This window comes from Nocardia thraciensis (assembly GCF_054782435.1).
In genome coordinates, this window is record NZ_BAAGSM010000039.1 from 1 (window position 1) to 17,318 (window position 17,318).

Here is a 17,318-nt window from a genome sequence, read left to right on the forward strand (position 1 = left end):
TCCCGGAATCGTTCAAGGTATTGCTCAAGGAACTCCAGTCGCTGTGCCTCAACGTCGAGGTGCTGTCGTCCGACGGCGCCGCGATCGAACTGCGCGAAGGCGAGGACGAGGATCTGGAGCGCGCCGCGGCGAACCTGGGCATCAACTTGTCCCGGAACGAAGCCGCAACGGTTGACGACCTAGCGCAATGACGGTCCACCCAACTCCGTCATTCCGGCCAAAAGCATGCCGGAATGACGGAGTTGGGGAAGGGCACTTGATTACGACGATTGAGAACTTGCTCGAAATCAATCCCACCAGGGGAAAGGAAGTTACGTGCTAGACGTCAACTTCTTCGATGAACTCCGGATCGGCTTGGCCACCGCCGAGGACATCCGCCAGTGGTCCTATGGCGAGGTGAAGAAGCCGGAGACCATCAACTACCGCACGCTCAAGCCGGAGAAGGACGGCTTGTTCTGCGAGAAGATCTTCGGTCCCACCCGGGACTGGGAGTGCTACTGCGGCAAGTACAAGCGCGTGCGCTTCAAGGGCATCATCTGCGAGCGCTGTGGTGTCGAGGTGACGCGCGCCAAAGTGCGCCGTGAGCGGATGGGCCATATCGAGCTGGCCGCGCCGGTCACTCACATCTGGTACTTCAAGGGTGTGCCCTCGCGCTTGGGCTACCTGCTGGACCTGGCGCCGAAGGATCTCGAGAAGATCATCTACTTCGCCGCCTACGTCATCACCACCGTCGACGAGGAGCTGCGGCACAACGAGCTCTCCACGCTCGAGGCGGAGATGGAGGTCGAGAAGAAGGCCGTCGCCGATCAGCGCGACGCCGATCTCGAGGCCCGCGCGCAGAAGCTCGAGGCCGATATCGCCGAGCTGGAGGCCGAGGGCGCCAAGTCCGACGTCCGCCGCAAGGTGAAGGACGGCGGCGAGCGCGAGATGCGTCAGCTGCGCGACCGTGCCCAGCGTGAGCTGGACCGGCTCGACGAGATCTGGACCACCTTCACCAAGCTGGCTCCCAAGCAGCTGATCGTGGACGAGGTGCTCTACCGCGAGCTGCAGGACCGCTACGGCGAGTACTTCACCGGCGCCATGGGTGCCGAAGCCATCCAGAAACTGATGGAGAACTTCGACATCGAGGCCGAGGCCGAGAACCTGCGCGAGACCATTCGCACGGGCAAGGGTCAGAAGAAGCTGCGCGCCCTCAAGCGTCTGAAGGTCGTCGCCGCGTTCCAGACCAACGGCAACTCGCCGATGGGCATGGTCCTCGACGCCGTGCCGGTGATCCCGCCGGAGCTGCGCCCGATGGTGCAGCTGGACGGTGGCCGCTTCGCGACCTCCGACCTGAACGACCTGTACCGCCGCGTCATCAACCGCAACAACCGCCTCAAGCGACTGATCGATCTGGGTGCGCCCGAGATCATCGTGAACAACGAGAAGCGGATGCTGCAGGAGTCGGTGGACGCCCTGTTCGACAACGGCCGCCGCGGCCGTCCGGTCACCGGGCCGGGCAACCGCCCGCTGAAATCGCTGTCGGATCTGCTCAAGGGTAAGCAGGGTCGTTTCCGTCAGAACCTGCTCGGTAAGCGCGTGGATTATTCCGGTCGCTCCGTTATTGTGGTCGGCCCGCAGCTGAAGCTGCACCAGTGCGGTCTGCCGAAGCTGATGGCGCTCGAGCTGTTCAAGCCGTTCGTGATGAAGCGCCTGGTGGATCTCAACCACGCGCAGAACATCAAGTCCGCCAAGCGGATGGTCGAGCGGCAGCGGGCCCAGGTGTGGGACGTCCTCGAAGAGGTCATCGCCGAGCACCCGGTGCTGCTGAACCGCGCGCCCACCCTGCACCGCCTGGGTATTCAGGCCTTCGAGCCGCTGCTGGTGGAGGGTAAGGCCATCCAGCTGCACCCGCTGGTCTGTGAGGCCTTCAACGCCGACTTCGACGGTGACCAGATGGCCGTGCACCTGCCGCTGTCGGCGGAGGCGCAGGCCGAGGCCCGCATCCTGATGCTGTCGTCGAACAACATCCTGTCCCCGGCGTCCGGCCGCCCGCTGGCCATGCCGCGTCTGGACATGGTGACCGGTCTGTACTACCTGACCTTCCACGAGGAGGGTGCGATCGGTGAGTACCGGGCGGCCACCAAGAACGAGCCGGAGTTCGGCGTGTACTCCTCGCCGGCCGAGGCACAGATGGCGGTGGATCGCGGCGAGCTGACCGTGCGGTCGCTGATCAAGCTCCGGCTGACCGACCAGCGCCCGCCGAAGGACGTCGAGGCCGAACTGTTCCCCGAGGGCTGGCAGCCCGGCGACGCGTGGACCACCAAGACCACACTGGGCCGGGTGATCTTCAACGACCTGCTCCCGGCGGACTACGCGTTCATCGACGAGATCATGCCGAAGAAGCGGCAGGCGGCGATCATCAACGATCTCGCCGAGCGCTACCCGATGATCGTGGTCGCGCAGACCGTCGACAAGCTCAAGGACGCCGGATTCTACTGGGCCACGCGTTCGGGTGTCACCGTCTCCATGTCGGACGTGCTCGTTCCGCCGGAGAAGGCCGACATCATGGAGCGCTACGAGCAGCAGTCCGATCAGATCGAGAAGAAGTACCAGCGCGGTGCTCTCGACCACCAGGAGCGCAACAATGCCCTGGTCAAGATCTGGCAGGAGGCCACCGAAGAGGTCGGTAAGGCGCTGCGTGCGCACTACCCGGCCGACAACCCGATCATCACGATCGTCGATTCGGGCGCCACGGGTAACTTCACCCAGACTCGTACCCTCGCGGGCATGAAGGGTCTGGTGACCAACCCGAAGGGTGAGTTCATCCCGCGGCCGATCAAGTCCTCGTTCCGTGAGGGCCTGACGGTGCTGGAGTACTTCATCAACACCCACGGTGCGCGAAAGGGTCTGGCCGACACCGCGCTTCGCACCGCCGACTCGGGTTATCTGACCCGGCGTCTGGTGGACGTGTCGCAGGACGTCATCGTCCGCGAGGAGGACTGCGGCACCGAGCGCGGCATCAACGTGAAGATCGCGGAGAAGGGCCCCGACGGCTCGCTGATCCGCGACCCGCACGTGGAGACCAGCACCTACGCCCGGACCGCGGCCATCGACATCGTCGACGCGCAGGGCAATGTGGTGGTCGAGAAGGGCCACGACATCGGCGATCCGGCGATCGACGCGCTGCTCGAGGCCGGTGTCACCGAGGTCAAGGTGCGGTCCGTGCTGACCTGCACCTCCGGCACCGGTGTGTGCGCGATGTGCTACGGTCGCTCGATGGCGACCGGCAAGCTCGTGGACGTCGGTGAAGCGGTGGGTATCGTGGCCGCCCAGTCCATCGGTGAGCCCGGTACCCAGCTGACCATGCGTACCTTCCACCAGGGTGGTGTCGCCGGTGACGACATCACGGGTGGTCTGCCCCGCGTGCAGGAGCTGTTCGAGGCTCGCGTGCCGAAGGGCAAGGCGCCCATCGCCGAGGTGTCGGGTCGCGTGCGGCTCGAGGACGACGACCGCTTCTACAAGATCACCATCATTCCGGACGACGGTTCGGACGAGGTGCTCTACGACAAGCTGTCGAAGCGTCAGCGGCTGCGGGTGTTCAAGCACGACGACGGCTCCGAGCGCCTGCTCACCGACAACGACCACGTCGAGGTCGGCCAGCAGCTGCTCGAGGGTTCGGCGGATCCGCACGAGGTGCTGCGCGTGATGGGTCCCCGTCAGGTGCAGATCCACCTGGTCCAGGAGGTCCAGGAGGTGTACCGGTCGCAGGGTGTGTCCATCCACGACAAGCACATCGAGGTCATCGTGCGGCAGATGCTGCGGCGCGTCACGATCATCGACTCGGGCGCGACGGAGTTCCTGCCCGGTTCGCTGGTCGAGCGGGCCGACTTCGAGGCGTCGAACCGCCGCGTGGTGGCCGAGGGCGGCGAGCCCGCCTCGGGTCGCCCGGTGCTGATGGGTATCACCAAGGCGTCGCTGGCCACCGATTCGTGGCTGTCGGCGGCCTCCTTCCAGGAGACGACTCGTGTCTTGACGGACGCGGCGATCAACTGCCGCTCCGACAAGCTGATCGGCCTGAAGGAGAACGTGATCATCGGCAAGCTGATCCCGGCCGGTACCGGTATCAACCGCTACCGCAACATCCAGGTGCAGCCGACCGAGGAGGCCCGCGCGGCCGCCTACGCGGTGCCGTCCTACGACGACACCTACTACACCCCGGACGGCTTCGGCCAGACCACGGGTGCGGCGGTCCCGCTGGACGACTACGGTTTCAGCGACTACCGGTAACCCGGTAAGCGCCACCAGCATTCGGCCCCCGCTCCTTCCGGAGCGGGGGCCGAAGTGCTTTCCGGGACTCGGCGAGATGTGGGCGTGTGCTTTCCAGGACGAGTTCGATCAACTACGGCTGGAAGGGTGGTGTGCTGGGGTAACCTCGGCAGCCAACCGGTGGGGTCGGTCGGGTTCGGTCGCAGAGAGGTGATGTCGTGGCAGTTCGTCGATGGGTGCTGGCGGCGATGTTGAGTGCGCTGCCGGTGCTGGGCGCCCCGCTCGGGCATGCGGAGTCGCCCGGCGCGGACTTGGGCGGCTGTCGGGAGGGCGGGGTGATGACCGGGCGGTTCATTCCGAGCTCGGGGAGCGTGGGGCAGAATATTCGACGGGAGGTCACGTTGCGGGGATGCGACAGTCCTTTGCTTCCGGGCATTGTCGCGGGGCAGTTCACCGCGGATATTCCGTTCAATACGGGTGGGCCGAGTACGGCCAGGGTCGCGTGGTCCGACGGCAGCGTCAGCACGGCGACCGGGTACGGGAACGGCCTGTGGCTGATCACCGGCGGTCCGGCCAGTGGGCACGGGATTCAGATCCAGGTCGCCAACACCTGGAATGGCTGGTATCAAGGCTGGACCGATGTCACCGTCACCTCGGCGAAACTCCTGCCCTGAGCCCGCTACTCGATCCGCTTGGTGTCGTGCGTACCGTCTCGGCATACCTTGAAACTGCCGTATCTCCCCGATTCGATCGATACCCTGCCGCCGTCCTTCACGCACTGCTCCGCGGTGACATGACCGGTCTGAGCGGCGCCGAGCCCACTGCCTACGCCGACGACCGCCACGCCCACCACTGCCGATACCACAACGGTTCTCACGATCCTCGCCATGCGATCTCCTGTCGTTGTCCCGACTCGGAGTCTCGGTCGGCCTGACCGGGACGATGCGGATCGACGCTAGCAGGTGTCACACGCGTTCCCCGCGCCGCACGGTGATGACGCCCGTGAGAATCAGAACTCCGCCGACGAACTGGATAGGACGGGGGGCCTCGCCGAGGAGGAGCCAGGCGAAGACCAGGGCGGCCAAGACCTCGGCGAGGGCGACGAAGGAGGCCAGGCGCGAGCCGAGCAGGCGGGTGGCGACGATGCCGGTGACATAGGCGATGGCGGCGGTCACCACGCCGAGGGTCAGGATCGGGATCCACCACGGTGTTGTGAAGCCTTGGAACGCAACCTGGTTCGTGGTCGCGGACATTGGCAGGACACCCACGGCGCCCGCCGCGAGCAGGCCGACGCCGCCGATGAGCAGACCGCCGGTGGCGAGGACGGTGCCCGGGATCGAACCGTCGCCGTGTGCCGACAGGATGAAGTAGCCCGCCGCGCCCACCATGGCGCCCAGCGCCCAGGCGATGCCGATCCAACTGGCCGACAGGCCCGACCGCAGGTCGAGGACGAGCATCAAACCCAGAATCCCGAGGGCAGCACCGCAGATAGTCAGCATCCCGGGGCGCTGGCGGTGCCGCAGCCACAGCCAGCCCACGACGGCGATCGGCGCGGTGTATTCGATCAGCAGGGCCACCCCGACCTGCATGTGAGCGACGGCGTTGAAGTAGCCGAGCTGGGTTCCCGCGACCGCCAGCAGACCATATCCGACGATCAGTGAAACGTTGTGCCGCAGCATATTCCACTTGCCACGCAACTGGTACGCGGCGATCGGGGTCAGCGCCAGGGCGCCCAGTAGGACGCGCACCGCGACCACCGTCGCCGCGCTCCAGCCCGCATCCATCAGCCCGCGTGCCAACGGACCGGACAACCCGAACGACATTGCCGACGCCCCGGCGATGAGCAAGCCGAGTCCAGCCCGGGTCCGGAGGGGCCTGTCATGAGTCAATGTCGCCATGACTAATGACACTAGGGAGGGGTTGGTAATATGTCAACATGGATTTTGCTCATGACACCGTGGCGTCGATGGTGGCGGCGGTGGAACTGGTGAACTCCGCGGAGGAGCCGGACACGATGACCGAAATCGCCCAGCTGGACGAGTTTTTCGTCAAGCACGCCTACACCGGTGCGCACGCCCGCGACGCCGGTGAACTGCGGGCCGTCCGCGCACTGCGCCCGCGGCTGCGACGGTTGCTCACCAGCGATCGCGACGAGGCGGCTCGCCTGGTGAACGAGATCCTCGCCGAGCAACGGGCGGTCCCGCAGCTGGTCCGCCACGGCGACATCGACTACCACATCCACGCCGTGCGGCCCGACGCCCCGCTGGACGTCCGAATCGCCGTGGAGACCGCCATGGCCATGATCGATTTCATCCGCACCGACGAGCTGAGCCGCTTCTCCACTTGCGCCGACTCCTCCTGCGCGGGAATAGTTTTCGACACCTCCCGCAACCGCTCCCGCCGCTACTGCAGCACCACCTGCGGCAACCGCAACGCCGTCGCCGCCTACCGAGCCCGGAAGAGGTGATGTGAGTGCGTCGGCCGCGGAGGGGAGTTCGCGGCCAGATCAACATCGAGTACACGAGCGGGGCGCTTCATAGTTGCCGCACGGTGGGGTGTGTATCGGCAGGCCTGCGTTCGCCTTGGGCGCCTTCGGATCTCGGTAATAGTCACGACGGTGACTCACTTGTTGCTCCCTGGCGTGTATGGAGTCTCGGTTGGACACAGAAGCTCTTGCACTTAGTTCAAGTGGCGCGTAACGTTGCACTTGTACTTAGTTCAAGAGGTTGCCGGCGGGGTGGCCTCGGTTGAGGAGAACGACATGGACGCCGTTGTTGCCGCTGTTGAGCTTGTTGCCGCTGCTGCTTTTGTGAGCATGCCGGTGGTGCGGAATCGGTATGGGGCGGGGGCGATGGCGGTTGCGGAGGGAGAGTTGGCGCGGCAGGGGGTGCGGACTATGGCGTTGCGGGAGAACGGGATGCGGTTCGATGCCAGTGGGCACGAGTGGTGGGCGCCGGGTGGGATCGCCGCGCTGCTCGTGGTCGTGGCGGGGCTGAATCTGGGTGGGTTCGAGTGGATGCGGCCGGTGAACTGGGTGGTGCTGTCGGTGCTGTTCCTGGCCAACTGCGTCATCGTCTACAGCAATCTGACCGCGGTGAAATCGGTGCGGGCGGCGTTCCGGCGGAAGAATGATCCCGAGCTGGCGCGCATCGACGTTCCCGCGCTCATCGAGGCCGCGGAATCCGGCTTCCCGGCCTGGACCTGGACGCTGCAGAACGTCCGGAACGCGGTTGTCTTCGGCGGGGCGATTCTCGGGCTGGTTGTGCTGGCCTTCGCCTGAACCCGCTGTGCCGCAACTGCTTTCGAACCCGATAACCAAGATGACCCGGAGGTATGCCATGCCCGTGTCCATTGCCCTCGCCGTCGTCCTGCAGCTACTGCTGGCGGCGACCATGATCGTCATGCCGGTCGTCGCCTGGATCCGCGGCGGACGGGCCCAGCTCGCCGCGGAACAGGCAGTCGTGAGACAGGGCTGTGCGCCGGAAATGCTGGCGGAGCACGGTATTCGGCTGGAGGAGAAGGTCTGGGAGTTCGCCCTCGCACTCGGTATCGCCGCCGTTCTGATCACCCTGGCGATCCTGAACATCACCGGCACCGCGCGGGTGGTGTCGTTGGTCGCGGAACCGGTTCTGCTGCTGGCTGTCGGCTCCGTCACCACCTCGCAGGTCTTCGCCGCCCGGTACACGCAAGCGGCGTTCCGCAAGTCCGGCGATCCGGCGGTCCGGGCGATCGATGCTCGTGCGGTCATCGAGGCGGCGGGCTCCGAGTTCCCGTCCTGGCTGCGCCCACTGGTCCTGACTCGCTTCGCGCTCGCCACGGCCGGATCGCTCGCGACCATCGTCCTGCTGCTCACCCCTGCCGCCTCGGCCTGGTTCCACTGATCGCGAACCGCTTCGCACCGGAGTTCGCGGGGTATTCAGGTGCGTTTCACCGGGGCGTTGAACGCCGCCCAGCACGATGAAGGTATGCGACGAATCTGTGGTCTGTACGCCGCTGCGGTGTTGTCGACGGGAACCGTGGCCGCCGGGCTCGCTGCGGCAGACCCTCCGCAACCCTTCGACCTGCAGGCGCATCGGGGCGGGCTGGGGCTGGTCGTGGAGAACACGTTGCCCGCGTTCGCGAATGCGCTGGAGCTCGGGGTGAGCACGCTGGAGCTGGATGTGCAGGTCACCGCGGACGGCCAGGCTGTGGTCACCCACGATCGCGATCCGAACCCGGCGAAGTGTGCGGACACAGCACCGGCGTTCCCGGGTGACCCGAAATTTCCGTATGTCCCCGGGAACGCATTCCTCCGTGACCTGACTCTGGCGCAGGTCCGCACGATCGACTGCGGTTCGAAACAACTGCCGGACCACCCCGCGCAGCGGACGGCCCCCGGTACCCGAATTCCTTTGCTTTCAGAGGTTTTCGACCTGGTCCGCAAGTATCGGGCCGACGGGGTCATGCTGAACATCGAAACCAAGGTCGAGGCCGCCGCACCGGAACAGACCGCGCCGAGGGAGCAGTTCGTGCAGGTGGTCGCCGACGAGATCCGCCGCGCGGGAATCGGTCCGCAGGTCACCATTCAGAGTTTCGACTGGGGAGCGCTGATGCGGATGCGCGAGGTGGCGCCCGAGCTGCCTATCGTGGCGCTCACCAGCGGGCAGCCGTTCCTGCAGGCCGGGGAGCCCGGGGCCTCGCCGTGGCTGGGCGGCATCGATATCGACGACTACCAGGGCGACCTGCGGGACAAATTCGTCGCCGCGGCAGCCTCTTTCGGCGCGGACGCGGTGTCACCCGTGCACGGCGACCCGCAGGACGGCACCGTGAACGACCCGGGCTACGAGCCGTTCACCACCGCCGCGCTAGTGCGATCGGCGCATCGGCACGGAATGCGAGTGATTCCGTGGACTGTCGACGATCCGCTGACCATGACCGCGCTGCTCGGTCTCGGTGTCGACGGGATCATCACCAACCGCCCGGATCTACTGCGAAATGTGTTGGCCGAAAACGGAGACAAACTTCCGCCTGTGTATCCGAAGCCGTGACCGGCTGGTCGGCAACACTGTTCGGAGTGGGTGGTTCGGCCGGTTCCCGGGCGACGGTTCTCATCGTTGTCGAGCCGTCACCGTCTCGACAACCTGGCGTAGTTCCTCGGGAGAGGCCACATCGTCTGTGCGCCAGGCGATGAAGCCGTCCGGACGGACGAGAATCGCACCGCGATCACCGATCTGCACCGCAGCGGCGGAGTCTTCGTCCAGGAGTGCGACACGGAGGTCGAGTCCCGCAGCGGCCGAAGCCTTTTCGACTGCCCCATGCCACTCGCCCCCGCGCGGCCCGGCCAACAGCGCGAAGTGCGATTCATGGAGATCCAGCGTCGAAAGACCGGGAGCAACCCACCGATGCGGTACCCGCGAACCCGGCGCGCCGTCGAGACTCGCGGCTAGATCCTCCGTGGACGGAACCTCCACTACCGGATCGATCACTGCGGCGGAGTCGTACCGGTAGCCCATGGTCACCATGACCGCATTCCACGCCCCCGCCGCCGCGCGCTCGGTCACCGCCGTCGGATCCCAGTGCAGGCGTGGGTTTTCCCAGCGCAGCAGGGCCTGCCGAGTGACCAGTTCGGCAATGGCACGACGCTCGGTGTGATATGTGTCCAGCAGGCCGTCACCGGCCTTTCCGTCGAGAACGAGCGCAAGTTTCCAGGCCAGATTGTGCGCGTCCGCCATGCCGGTATTCAGCCCGAACGCGCCGAGCGGCGAAATTGCCCGAGCCGCGTCCCCGGCCAGAAAAGTATGCCCGCAACGGAATTCGTCCGCCATCCGCACGGTCGCCCGCCACGGGATGGCGCCGACCACCCGCAACGGCACCTCGGCCCCGATCGCGGTGCGAGCGACAGCGGCGCACTGCCGCTCGGACATTGTCTCCCCGGCGGGCAGCGTTACGTGCAGCACCCATCGCCGGTCTCCGACTGCCAGCAGAATCCCCGTCGCGTCCGGATGGTCGATCTGCGTCATGACCGGCATCGAACCGAAGTGCCCGACCAGGTCGGCATCGAACAGGATGTTCATATTGGTGTCCCCGATCTCGCCCGGTCCGGTCGTGCCGATCCCCAGCTCCCGCCGCACCGTGCTGTTCACGCCGTCCGCGCCGATCAGGTAGTCGGCGTGGACCACCCGCCCGTCGGACAGCGTCACCGCGACCTCGTCCGCGCTCTGCTCGACTCCGGTGACACCGACGCCGAATTCGACGGTCGCGCCCCGCTCTCGTGCGGCCGGGAGCAGCGCCGAGTCGAGCCGATTCTGGGGATAGTGCCCGCGCGGCGACTCCGGCGACAGCGCGATCCCCGGCGGCAGCTGCGGCCGGACCGCCCGACCGCGATCGATCTCGGCGACCGTGCGGGCCTCCGCGCGCCACGGCTGTGCGGATCGCACCGCCACCCGGTCCACCGCATCGCGCAACCCCGCCTCGCGGAAGAACTCCAGCGTGCGCGGGCTGATCCCCAGCGCGCGTGGATGATCCGACGGCGCCTCCCGCCGCTCGAGCACCAGCGACGGCACCCCGTGGTGGCCGAGGAAGACGGCGGCGGCCAGCCCTACGCTGCTGCCACCGGCAATGACAACCGGAATCCGAGACATGAGAACTCCTCCTGGGAACGCTGTACCCGATATGGGAACACTGTACCCAATGAGTACACTGTGCCCATGCCATCCTCGTCACAGCCCGCGACGCTCGTGTGGATGCGCGACCGCTCGCGGGGCGGCCGCCCGGTCATCACCGAGGAGAAGATCGTGAGCGCGGCGATAGCGCTCGCCGATGCGGAGGGCCTCGACGCGCTGTCCATGCGGCGCATCGCCGCGGAGATGGGCTCGGGCACCACGTCGCTCTACCGCCACGTCGCCAACAAGGACGAGCTGATCGAGTTGATGGTCGACGCGGTGTACGCGGAGCTACCGCTGTCCGATCCCGGGGACGGCTGGCGCGCGGGCATGGCCGACCACGCCCGCCACTTCCGCGCCCTGCTGCTGCGGCATCCCTGGCTGGGGCAGCAGGCCTCCCGGCGTCCGGCGTTGGGGCCCAACGTCATTCGGTACTCGGATCATGCGCTCGGGCTGGTCGACGCGGCGACGGGTGACGCCACCCGGACGGTGCTGGTGGTCGAGGCCGTCCATACCTATGTGATCGGCTCCGTCGCCAGGGAACTGGCCGAGTTGGAGGCGCGGCGCAGCACCGGCATGACCGAGGACGAATGGCGCGAGTCCGTCGGGGAGTACGTCCGGCAGGTCGTCGATTCCGGCCGCTACCCGCATTTCAATCGCCGCGTTCTCGACGCCGAGGATCCCGAGGCCGGGGCGAGTTTCGAATTCGGCCTCACCAACCTGCTGGCGGGTATCGCCGCGACCCTGGGAGATGCCGCGTAGTCGGTCCCATGGACAACAGCCCCTCCGTCCGGGTATGAAACTAGAACGTGTTTCAAATGGGATGGAGTGGTGATGGACGACGCTGCGATGGGCGAACTGGTGATGGCCGGGTTCAAGAAGCTCGGATTTCTGCAGTACGCCGGGATCGACGGGGTGGAGTACCGGGCCGGGCGCAATGTCGTGGCGATGGACCCGAAGCCCGAGCATCTCAATCACAACGGCGATCTGCACGCCGCCATCCTGTTCGGCCTGGCGGAGACCGCGGCGATGGGCGCCTCGATCTCCGGGATCGTGGACCTGATGGGCGAGACGTTCATCGTCGCTCGGGACGGCAGGATCGAATACCTGGCCCGGGCCAAGGGGGAGGCCGGACCGATCCGGGCCACCGCGGAACTGTCCGCCGAAACCATCGAGCGGACGCGCGCCGATATCGCGGCGCGCACCCCGATCGAATTGGCCGTACCCGTGGACATCACCGACGGGACCGGTAAATCCGTTGCGGCGGCGTCGTTCACCGCGGTGATTCGCCCCCGCCGGTGACCATGTCCTCGAGCGCGTCGCGCGCCTCGTCGACCGCGGCCTGACCGCCGCTGTTGTGCAGTCCGACCCCGGCGCCGACCAGTGCGCCCACGACCGTGGCGATGGGCACGGAGAAGATGTCGAACATGAACAGCCCGGCGGGAAAGCCGAGCACGAACCCGATCGCCGCCCCCATCGCGGCGCCCTGGGAGACGGCGGGCTGGTGGGCCTGCATCACATCGAGGAACCGCTGCTGAGCGCTGATGTCGCGCAACGGGACCGGCGCCTGGCCGGTCGGCGTCAGGGTGAGTCGGCGGCCACCCTCGTCGATCACCGGGGTGAGATCGAGGCGGTGCCCGGCGATGTCGTGGCGCAGCGGCACGCTGGCCACGATCATGCCCGAATCGTCGGTCACGGCAATGGTTTGCGCATCCCAGGTCGCCAGGAACCGGCCCGTCCGTACGGTGGTCACCGCGGCCCGCCGATCGGTGCTCAGCCGCGTGTCGTAGCCGACGCCGTGGTCGGTTCCGCGCACCTCGAGCTCCGGCCGATCCGCGGCGGCCGGTGGTTCGGCACCGGCCGCCCCCGCGGCCACCGTGGTGGCCGTGAGACAGATCAAGGCTGTCGCAATGGTTTTCGTGAGCGTCATCGATACCCTCTTCGATCGGGCGGGTTCTGCACCCCGAACCTCGAGGAAGAAATTACCGTCATGGGACCGTGATCTGAAGGGCTACCGCCAGGCGCAAATGGGCGACGCGTGATCAGCGCTCGCTGTCGAGCAGTGCCATCTGCGGGGCGGCGTAGCGATCGCCCGCCACCCGGTCGGCCGGGGCCGCGGCCTCGATCTCCGAGAACTCGGCCTCGGACAGTCGAATATCCAGGGCCGCAACCGTTTCGGCCCAGCGCTCCGGGCCGCGCGCGCCGATGACCGGGACGATGTCCGAACCCCGCGCCAGCACCCAGGCGATGGCCAGCTGTGCCACACTGACCCCGCGCCGGTCGGCGATCTCCGCCAGCGCCTCCACCAGGTGCAGGTTCGCGGTGAGGTTCGCACCCTGGAAACGCGGGCTGTGTGCCCGGAAATCGGTGGCGTCGAAGGTCTTTCCGCCGCGCAGCGAGTCACTGAGCAGCCCGCGCGACAGCACGCTGTACGCGGTGACGGCCGTGCCGAGTTCCCGGGCGGCGGGCAGGATTTGCGCCTCGATACCGCGTGAGATCAGCGAGTACTCGATCTGCAGATCCACGATGGGGTGCACGGCCGCGGCCCGGCGCAGCGTCTCGGCGCCGACCTCGGACAGCCCGATGTGGCGCACGTACCCGGCGTCGACCAGCTCCGCGATCGCGCCGACGGTGTCCTCGATCGGGACATTCGGATCCAGCCGGGCCGGGCGGTAGATGTCGATGTGGTCGACGCCGAGCCGCTGCAGCGAGTACCCGAGGAAGTTGCGTATCGCCTCGGGTCGGGTGTCCATTCCGCCCCAGCTGTTGTCCGGGCCGCGCAGGGCGCCGAACTTGACGCTGAGCACGTAGTCCTCGCGCGGCCGATCGGCGAGCGCGCGGCCGATGAGCGCCTCGTTGTGGCCGAAACCGTAGAAGTCTCCGGTATCGATCAGATTGGCGCCCGAGTCCAGGGCGGCATGGATGGTAGCGAGAGACTGCGACTCGTCGGAGGCGCCGTACGCGCCGGACATGCCCATGGCGCCGAGGCCGATGCGGCCGACGGCGGGTCCGGTCTTGCCGAGCTGGACGGTTTCGATGTTGGTCATGCCGGAAATCCTGCGCCGCGATCCGGTGGTCCGGCAGAGACCGGATATCGGGGGATCGGCGATCCCTGGTTTCCGCCCCGGCCGGGGAGGACAGTGGAGACATGGACCGCCACGATCTTGCCGACTTCCTGCGGCGTCGCCGGGAGCAACTGCAACCGGCGGATGTGGGGCTGCTGCCCGGGCTGCGCCGTCGCACGCCCGGACTGCGCCGCGACGAGGTGGCGCTGCTCGCGGGCATATCCACCGACTATTACACGCGGCTCGAGCAGTCTCGCGGCCCGCGTCCGTCGGTGCAGGTGCTCGGCGCGCTCGCGCGCGCCCTGCGGTGCACCGACGACGAACGTGATCATCTGTTCCATCTGTGCGGTCATCCGGCGCCGGATCGCGGCGGCGGCGACGGGCATATCGGTCCGGGCCTACTGTACCTGCTGAACAAGCTGGACGACACCCCGGCCTGCGTGGTGTCCGATCTCGGCGAGGTGCTGGCGCAGAACCGGATGCACATTCTCCTGTCGGGCGACTGCTCGGGGTATACCGGCATGGACCGATACCTGCTGTGGCGGTGGTTCGCGGATCCGGCGGAACGCACGAAATTTCCCGAGGAGGACTGGGATCGACTGCTCCGCAGGCATGTCGCGGACCTGCGGGCCACCGCCGCCCGGCGTTCCGGCGACGCCGATGTCGCCGAGGTGGTCTCGCGATTGCGGGCCGCCAGCAGCGATTTCGAGCGGCTGTGGACCGAACACGCGGTGGCCGTGCGGGTCAGCGATGCCAAGCGGGTCGACCACTCCCGGGTCGGACTGCTGGATCTGGTGTGCGAAACCCTGGTCACCACGAACGCGTCGCAGTACCTGCTGGTCTTCTACCCGCGTCCGGGGACCGATGCCCAGGAGAAGCTGGATCTGTTGCGGGTCATCGGGACTCAGGAGCTGGAGCGCGAAACGAATTCGGGCAGTGCGGCTTTCGACCGGCCCTGATCCGGTCGGGTCAGCCGGTGCCGCGTCGCCTGCGTGGCTTCAGGCGCAGATTCGGCAGCGGCGGGGCGGGGATCCGCTGCTGCGGCGGATGGCCCGCGATATCGGGGAAGCGCTCGAGATCGCGGTTCTCCCAGCCGTTTCGGGCGGCGAGGATCTCGTCATGGCTGCGCGCCACGAAGTTCCACCACATCACGAGGTCTTCGCCGAAGGGCGTGCCGCCGATCAGGACCGCGTGCGCACCGGTCGTGCTGGTGAGGCGCAGCTCGCGGCGATCGCTGCCCAGGTACAGCAGCGGGCCCGGTGCGGCGGCGTTATCCGAGGCGGTCAGCAGTCCCTCGAGCACCAGCAGGGCGTACTCGAAGTCGGGACGCAGGGCCACACGGACGTCGGCACCGGGGTCGATGCGCAGATCGGCGCCGACGATCGGGGTGTAGGCGGCGGCCGGTGACGTCGCGACGCGGTCGGCGGCCGCCAGCGACCCGATCAGCACGGTGGCGCGCAGGCCCGGCACCGTGAGCACGGGCAGATCGCGATGCTGTTCGAAATGCGGATCGATGCCGGTTTTGTTGCCGGGCAAGGCGATCCAGAATTGCAGGCCGTGCCCGGCGGGTGCGCCAGGCACGGTGTACTCCGAGTGCGCGATGCCACGGCCCGACGTCATCAGGTTCAGCTGGCCGGGCTCGATCAGCACGTCGGAGCCGAGACTGTCGCGATGGCGGATCCGGCCCTCGAACGGCCAGGTGACCGTCTGCAGGCCGATATGTGGATGGGGATCGATATCCGGCGGCAGCTCCGCGGTCGCGGCGGGGGAGCCGAAGTGGTCCAGGAAGCACCAGGCCCCGACGGTCGGCAGGTCGCGCTGCGGCAGCACGCGCTCCACGGTGACGCCGCGCACGCCGCCCAGTGGAACCACCCGCGCGGGATAGCGATCGGCGCGCGGGCCGGGCGCGGGCGCCGCCTCGCACAGCGCCTCGTCGGGACGAGCCTCGAGGTCACTCACGACCGCGCCTCGGGGCGCTCACCTCTGGATACCTTTGCCGACCACGTGAGAATCGTACTCGGGGTGCTTGTCCAGCCAGCTCTTGATGAACGCGCAGCGCGGCACGATGACCTGGCCGCGGGCGATGACATCGGTGATCGCCTGGCGAGCGAGGATGCTGCCCAGCCCCTTGCCGCCGAACTCGCTGTCGACCTCGGTGTGGATGAAGGCGGTGTCCCCGCCCTGGTCCCGGTACTCGGCGAACCCCGCCAGCTTGTCCCCGTACCACACCTCGTAGCGGTGCTGTGCCTCGTTGCGGACGACCGCGGTGGTCAGCGCCTGCTCGGTCATTGCCTCAGTTCTCCTTCCGCGCCCGCAGCGGATGCCTGGTCGTCCGACATGTGTTGCCGCGCAAGAGCATATCCACGCCCATCGGGCCGGGCATCGGTGGCGGGGGATTGCATATCGAAGGCATCGTAACCGCGCCACGCGCAGTGTGCGCCGGGCCCTGCCGGGCAGGGTCAGACGCCCTGCGCGGCAGGCTCGCCCATGCTCTGCAGCGTGGCGGTCTTGTCCTCGTACATCGTGATCTTGCGGTCCAGGACCGACAGGGTCTGCTGCAGTTCGTCGATGCGGTCCAGGACCTCCGCCCGGGTCTTGCGGAACATCTGCAGGCGCTGGGGCGTGGTCGCGTCGCCGGCGCGCACCAGTTCGGCGTAGTGCAGCATGTCGGCGACCGACATCCCGGTCAGCCGCAGACAGCTGATCAGATGGAGCCAGGCCAAGTCGCGGTCGCTGAATCGGCGCTTGCCGCCGGAGTCGCGGCCGATGTAGTCCATCAGGCCGATCCGCTCGTACCAGCGCAGCGTGTCTCGGCTCAGCCCGGACCGCTCGGCCGCCTCGCCGATCGAATACCGCGGCCGCCCGTACTCGGCCTCGTCGATGTCCTGTTGCGCGGGAGCACCCATCGGTTCGCCTCCTGTCGTCCCGACTGAAACGGTACCGACCTGGAGTGCACTCCAAGCAAGCGGAACGTGACGACTCAGAAGTACTCCGGCAGCTCCTGTACCGCCCACTTGTTGCCGTCCGGGTCGGCGAAGTAGGTGAACAGGCCCCAGCCTTCGTCCTTGACCGGGGTGGCCTCCACCCCGGCGGCGACGAGCTGCCGATACGCCTCCTCGGCGCTGGACACCACCATCTGCATGCCCTCGACGCTGCCCGGGGCCGCCTCGGTGATGCCCCGGCCGATGCAGATCGAACAGCCGGACCCGGGCGGCGTGAGCTGCACGAAACGGATTCCCTCGGAGGGGCTGGCGTCGTGATCGGCATTGAAACCGATCTTGATGTAGAAGTCCTTGGCGCGGTCCACGTCGGTCACGGGTAGTGCGACGAGTTCGATTTTCCAATCCATGCGAGAAGAGTCCCA

General features: G+C 67.4%; 19 protein-coding genes. 10 read left to right on the plus strand and 9 right to left on the minus strand.

All coding sequences use genetic code 11. From position 1 onward, the window contains the following. The 3 genes from ACYVLQ_RS24995 to ACYVLQ_RS25005 form a co-directional block, all read left to right on the plus strand. Positions 1-191: hypothetical protein (locus ACYVLQ_RS24995; protein WP_460699963.1), on the plus strand; the 191-nt coding region annotated here is incomplete at its 5' end. A 124-nt stretch (positions 192-315) separates the two neighbouring features. Next, the gene (locus ACYVLQ_RS25000; RefSeq protein WP_460699964.1) at positions 316-4,269 is read left to right on the plus strand and encodes a DNA-directed RNA polymerase subunit beta'; all 3,954 of its coding nucleotides are present in this window, start codon (positions 316-318) and stop codon (positions 4,267-4,269) included. A 197-nt stretch (positions 4,270-4,466) separates the two neighbouring features. Continuing rightward, the gene (locus tag ACYVLQ_RS25005; protein WP_460699965.1) at positions 4,467-4,922 is read left to right on the plus strand and encodes a hypothetical protein; all 456 of its coding nucleotides are present in this window, start codon (positions 4,467-4,469) and stop codon (positions 4,920-4,922) included. 5 nt (positions 4,923-4,927) lie between these two features. Here the strand turns inward: ACYVLQ_RS25005 and ACYVLQ_RS25010 are convergent, their stop codons facing one another. Then, positions 4,928-5,137 (minus strand): hypothetical protein, encoded by a 210-nt coding sequence (locus ACYVLQ_RS25010; RefSeq protein WP_460699966.1) that lies wholly within the window; start codon positions 5,135-5,137, stop codon positions 4,928-4,930. A 76-nt stretch (positions 5,138-5,213) separates the two neighbouring features. Then, entirely contained in the window at positions 5,214-6,146 is a 933-nt protein-coding gene (locus tag ACYVLQ_RS25015) for an EamA family transporter (RefSeq protein WP_460699967.1), read from the minus strand. 38 nt (positions 6,147-6,184) lie between these two features. Between ACYVLQ_RS25015 and ACYVLQ_RS25020 the strand changes: the two genes are divergently transcribed. The 4 genes from ACYVLQ_RS25020 (at position 6,185) to ACYVLQ_RS25035 (ending at position 9,275) form a co-directional block, all read left to right on the plus strand. Further along, positions 6,185-6,715, plus strand: coding sequence for a CGNR zinc finger domain-containing protein (locus ACYVLQ_RS25020; protein ID WP_460699968.1), 531 nt, complete (start codon positions 6,185-6,187; stop codon positions 6,713-6,715). A 384-nt stretch (positions 6,716-7,099) separates the two neighbouring features. Next, positions 7,100-7,528 (plus strand): hypothetical protein, encoded by a 429-nt coding sequence (locus ACYVLQ_RS25025; protein WP_460699969.1) that lies wholly within the window; start codon positions 7,100-7,102, stop codon positions 7,526-7,528. 58 nt (positions 7,529-7,586) lie between these two features. After that, entirely contained in the window at positions 7,587-8,129 is a 543-nt protein-coding gene (locus tag ACYVLQ_RS25030; protein WP_460699970.1) for a hypothetical protein, read from the plus strand. A gap of 84 nt (positions 8,130-8,213) precedes the next feature. Beyond that, positions 8,214-9,275, plus strand: a complete 1,062-nt coding sequence (locus ACYVLQ_RS25035; RefSeq protein ID WP_460699971.1) for a glycerophosphodiester phosphodiesterase family protein — start codon at positions 8,214-8,216, stop codon at positions 9,273-9,275. Between the two features lie 60 nt (positions 9,276-9,335). Here the strand turns inward: ACYVLQ_RS25035 and ACYVLQ_RS25040 are convergent, their stop codons facing one another. Beyond that, positions 9,336-10,868 carry an FAD-dependent monooxygenase gene (locus ACYVLQ_RS25040; protein WP_460699972.1) on the minus strand — a complete coding sequence of 511 codons (1,533 nt, stop codon included), beginning with the start codon at positions 10,866-10,868 and terminating at the stop codon, positions 9,336-9,338. Positions 10,869-10,934: 66 nt separating this feature from the next. Here ACYVLQ_RS25040 and ACYVLQ_RS25045 point away from each other — a divergent pair, with 66 nt between their 5' ends. Both ACYVLQ_RS25045 and ACYVLQ_RS25050 read left to right on the plus strand, forming a co-directional pair. Beyond that, positions 10,935-11,651, plus strand: coding sequence for a TetR/AcrR family transcriptional regulator (locus ACYVLQ_RS25045; RefSeq protein WP_460699973.1), 717 nt, complete (start codon positions 10,935-10,937; stop codon positions 11,649-11,651). A 72-nt stretch (positions 11,652-11,723) separates the two neighbouring features. After that, a complete protein-coding gene (locus ACYVLQ_RS25050; RefSeq protein WP_460699974.1) occupies positions 11,724-12,191 on the plus strand; it encodes a PaaI family thioesterase in 468 nt (155 codons plus the stop codon). On the opposite strand, the gene ACYVLQ_RS25055 is transcribed toward ACYVLQ_RS25050, so the two are convergent. Together ACYVLQ_RS25055 and ACYVLQ_RS25060 are read right to left on the minus strand one after the other, a co-directional pair. Continuing rightward, positions 12,163-12,819, minus strand: a complete 657-nt coding sequence (locus ACYVLQ_RS25055) for a hypothetical protein (RefSeq protein ID WP_460699975.1) — start codon at positions 12,817-12,819, stop codon at positions 12,163-12,165. The genes ACYVLQ_RS25050 and ACYVLQ_RS25055 overlap by 29 nt on opposite strands. 112 nt (positions 12,820-12,931) lie before the next feature. Next, positions 12,932-13,936 carry an aldo/keto reductase gene (locus ACYVLQ_RS25060; RefSeq protein ID WP_460699976.1) on the minus strand — a complete coding sequence of 335 codons (1,005 nt, stop codon included), beginning with the start codon at positions 13,934-13,936 and terminating at the stop codon, positions 12,932-12,934. 101 nt (positions 13,937-14,037) lie between these two features. On the opposite strand from ACYVLQ_RS25060, the gene ACYVLQ_RS25065 reads away from it, so the two are divergent. Further along, complete coding sequence (locus ACYVLQ_RS25065; protein WP_460699977.1) at positions 14,038-14,913, plus strand: helix-turn-helix transcriptional regulator; 876 nt, start codon at positions 14,038-14,040, stop codon at positions 14,911-14,913. 10 nt (positions 14,914-14,923) lie between these two features. Here ACYVLQ_RS25065 and ACYVLQ_RS25070 read toward each other — a convergent pair whose 3' ends face one another. From ACYVLQ_RS25070 to ACYVLQ_RS25085, 4 genes are all read right to left on the minus strand, one after another. After that, on the minus strand, positions 14,924-15,913 hold the full coding sequence (locus ACYVLQ_RS25070; protein ID WP_460699978.1) for a pirin family protein: 990 nt from the start codon (positions 15,911-15,913) through the stop codon (positions 14,924-14,926). 18 nt (positions 15,914-15,931) lie between these two features. After that, positions 15,932-16,243 carry a GNAT family N-acetyltransferase gene (locus ACYVLQ_RS25075; protein ID WP_460699979.1) on the minus strand — a complete coding sequence of 104 codons (312 nt, stop codon included), beginning with the start codon at positions 16,241-16,243 and terminating at the stop codon, positions 15,932-15,934. A 170-nt stretch (positions 16,244-16,413) separates the two neighbouring features. After that, positions 16,414-16,860, minus strand: coding sequence for a MerR family transcriptional regulator (locus ACYVLQ_RS25080; RefSeq protein WP_460699980.1), 447 nt, complete (start codon positions 16,858-16,860; stop codon positions 16,414-16,416). A 74-nt stretch (positions 16,861-16,934) separates the two neighbouring features. Next, positions 16,935-17,303, minus strand: a complete 369-nt coding sequence (locus ACYVLQ_RS25085; RefSeq protein ID WP_460699981.1) for a VOC family protein — start codon at positions 17,301-17,303, stop codon at positions 16,935-16,937. Positions 17,304-17,318 lie beyond the last annotated feature (15 nt).

Bases quoted from the DNA above. Each gene is read 5' to 3' on its own strand.
- ACYVLQ_RS25045 (WP_460699973.1), top strand. From the start codon at position 10,935: ATGCCATCCTCGTCACAGCCCGCGACGCTCGTGTGGATGCGCGACCGC.
- ACYVLQ_RS25035 (WP_460699971.1), top strand. From the start codon at position 8,214: ATGCGACGAATCTGTGGTCTGTACGCCGCTGCGGTGTTGTCGACGGGA.
- ACYVLQ_RS25055 (WP_460699975.1), bottom strand. From the start codon at position 12,819: ATGACGCTCACGAAAACCATTGCGACAGCCTTGATCTGTCTCACGGCC.
- ACYVLQ_RS25060 (WP_460699976.1), bottom strand. From the start codon at position 13,936: ATGACCAACATCGAAACCGTCCAGCTCGGCAAGACCGGACCCGCCGTC.
- ACYVLQ_RS25040 (WP_460699972.1), bottom strand. From the start codon at position 10,868: ATGTCTCGGATTCCGGTTGTCATTGCCGGTGGCAGCAGCGTAGGGCTG.
- ACYVLQ_RS25065 (WP_460699977.1), top strand. From the start codon at position 14,038: ATGGACCGCCACGATCTTGCCGACTTCCTGCGGCGTCGCCGGGAGCAA.
- ACYVLQ_RS25015 (WP_460699967.1), bottom strand. From the start codon at position 6,146: ATGGCGACATTGACTCATGACAGGCCCCTCCGGACCCGGGCTGGACTC.
- ACYVLQ_RS25020 (WP_460699968.1), top strand. From the start codon at position 6,185: ATGGATTTTGCTCATGACACCGTGGCGTCGATGGTGGCGGCGGTGGAA.
- ACYVLQ_RS25050 (WP_460699974.1), top strand. From the start codon at position 11,724: ATGGACGACGCTGCGATGGGCGAACTGGTGATGGCCGGGTTCAAGAAG.
- ACYVLQ_RS25085 (WP_460699981.1), bottom strand. From the start codon at position 17,303: ATGGATTGGAAAATCGAACTCGTCGCACTACCCGTGACCGACGTGGAC.
- ACYVLQ_RS25030 (WP_460699970.1), top strand. From the start codon at position 7,587: ATGCCCGTGTCCATTGCCCTCGCCGTCGTCCTGCAGCTACTGCTGGCG.
- ACYVLQ_RS25080 (WP_460699980.1), bottom strand. From the start codon at position 16,860: ATGGGTGCTCCCGCGCAACAGGACATCGACGAGGCCGAGTACGGGCGG.
- ACYVLQ_RS25010 (WP_460699966.1), bottom strand. From the start codon at position 5,137: ATGGCGAGGATCGTGAGAACCGTTGTGGTATCGGCAGTGGTGGGCGTG.
- ACYVLQ_RS25075 (WP_460699979.1), bottom strand. From the start codon at position 16,243: ATGACCGAGCAGGCGCTGACCACCGCGGTCGTCCGCAACGAGGCACAG.
- ACYVLQ_RS25025 (WP_460699969.1), top strand. From the start codon at position 7,100: ATGGCGGTTGCGGAGGGAGAGTTGGCGCGGCAGGGGGTGCGGACTATG.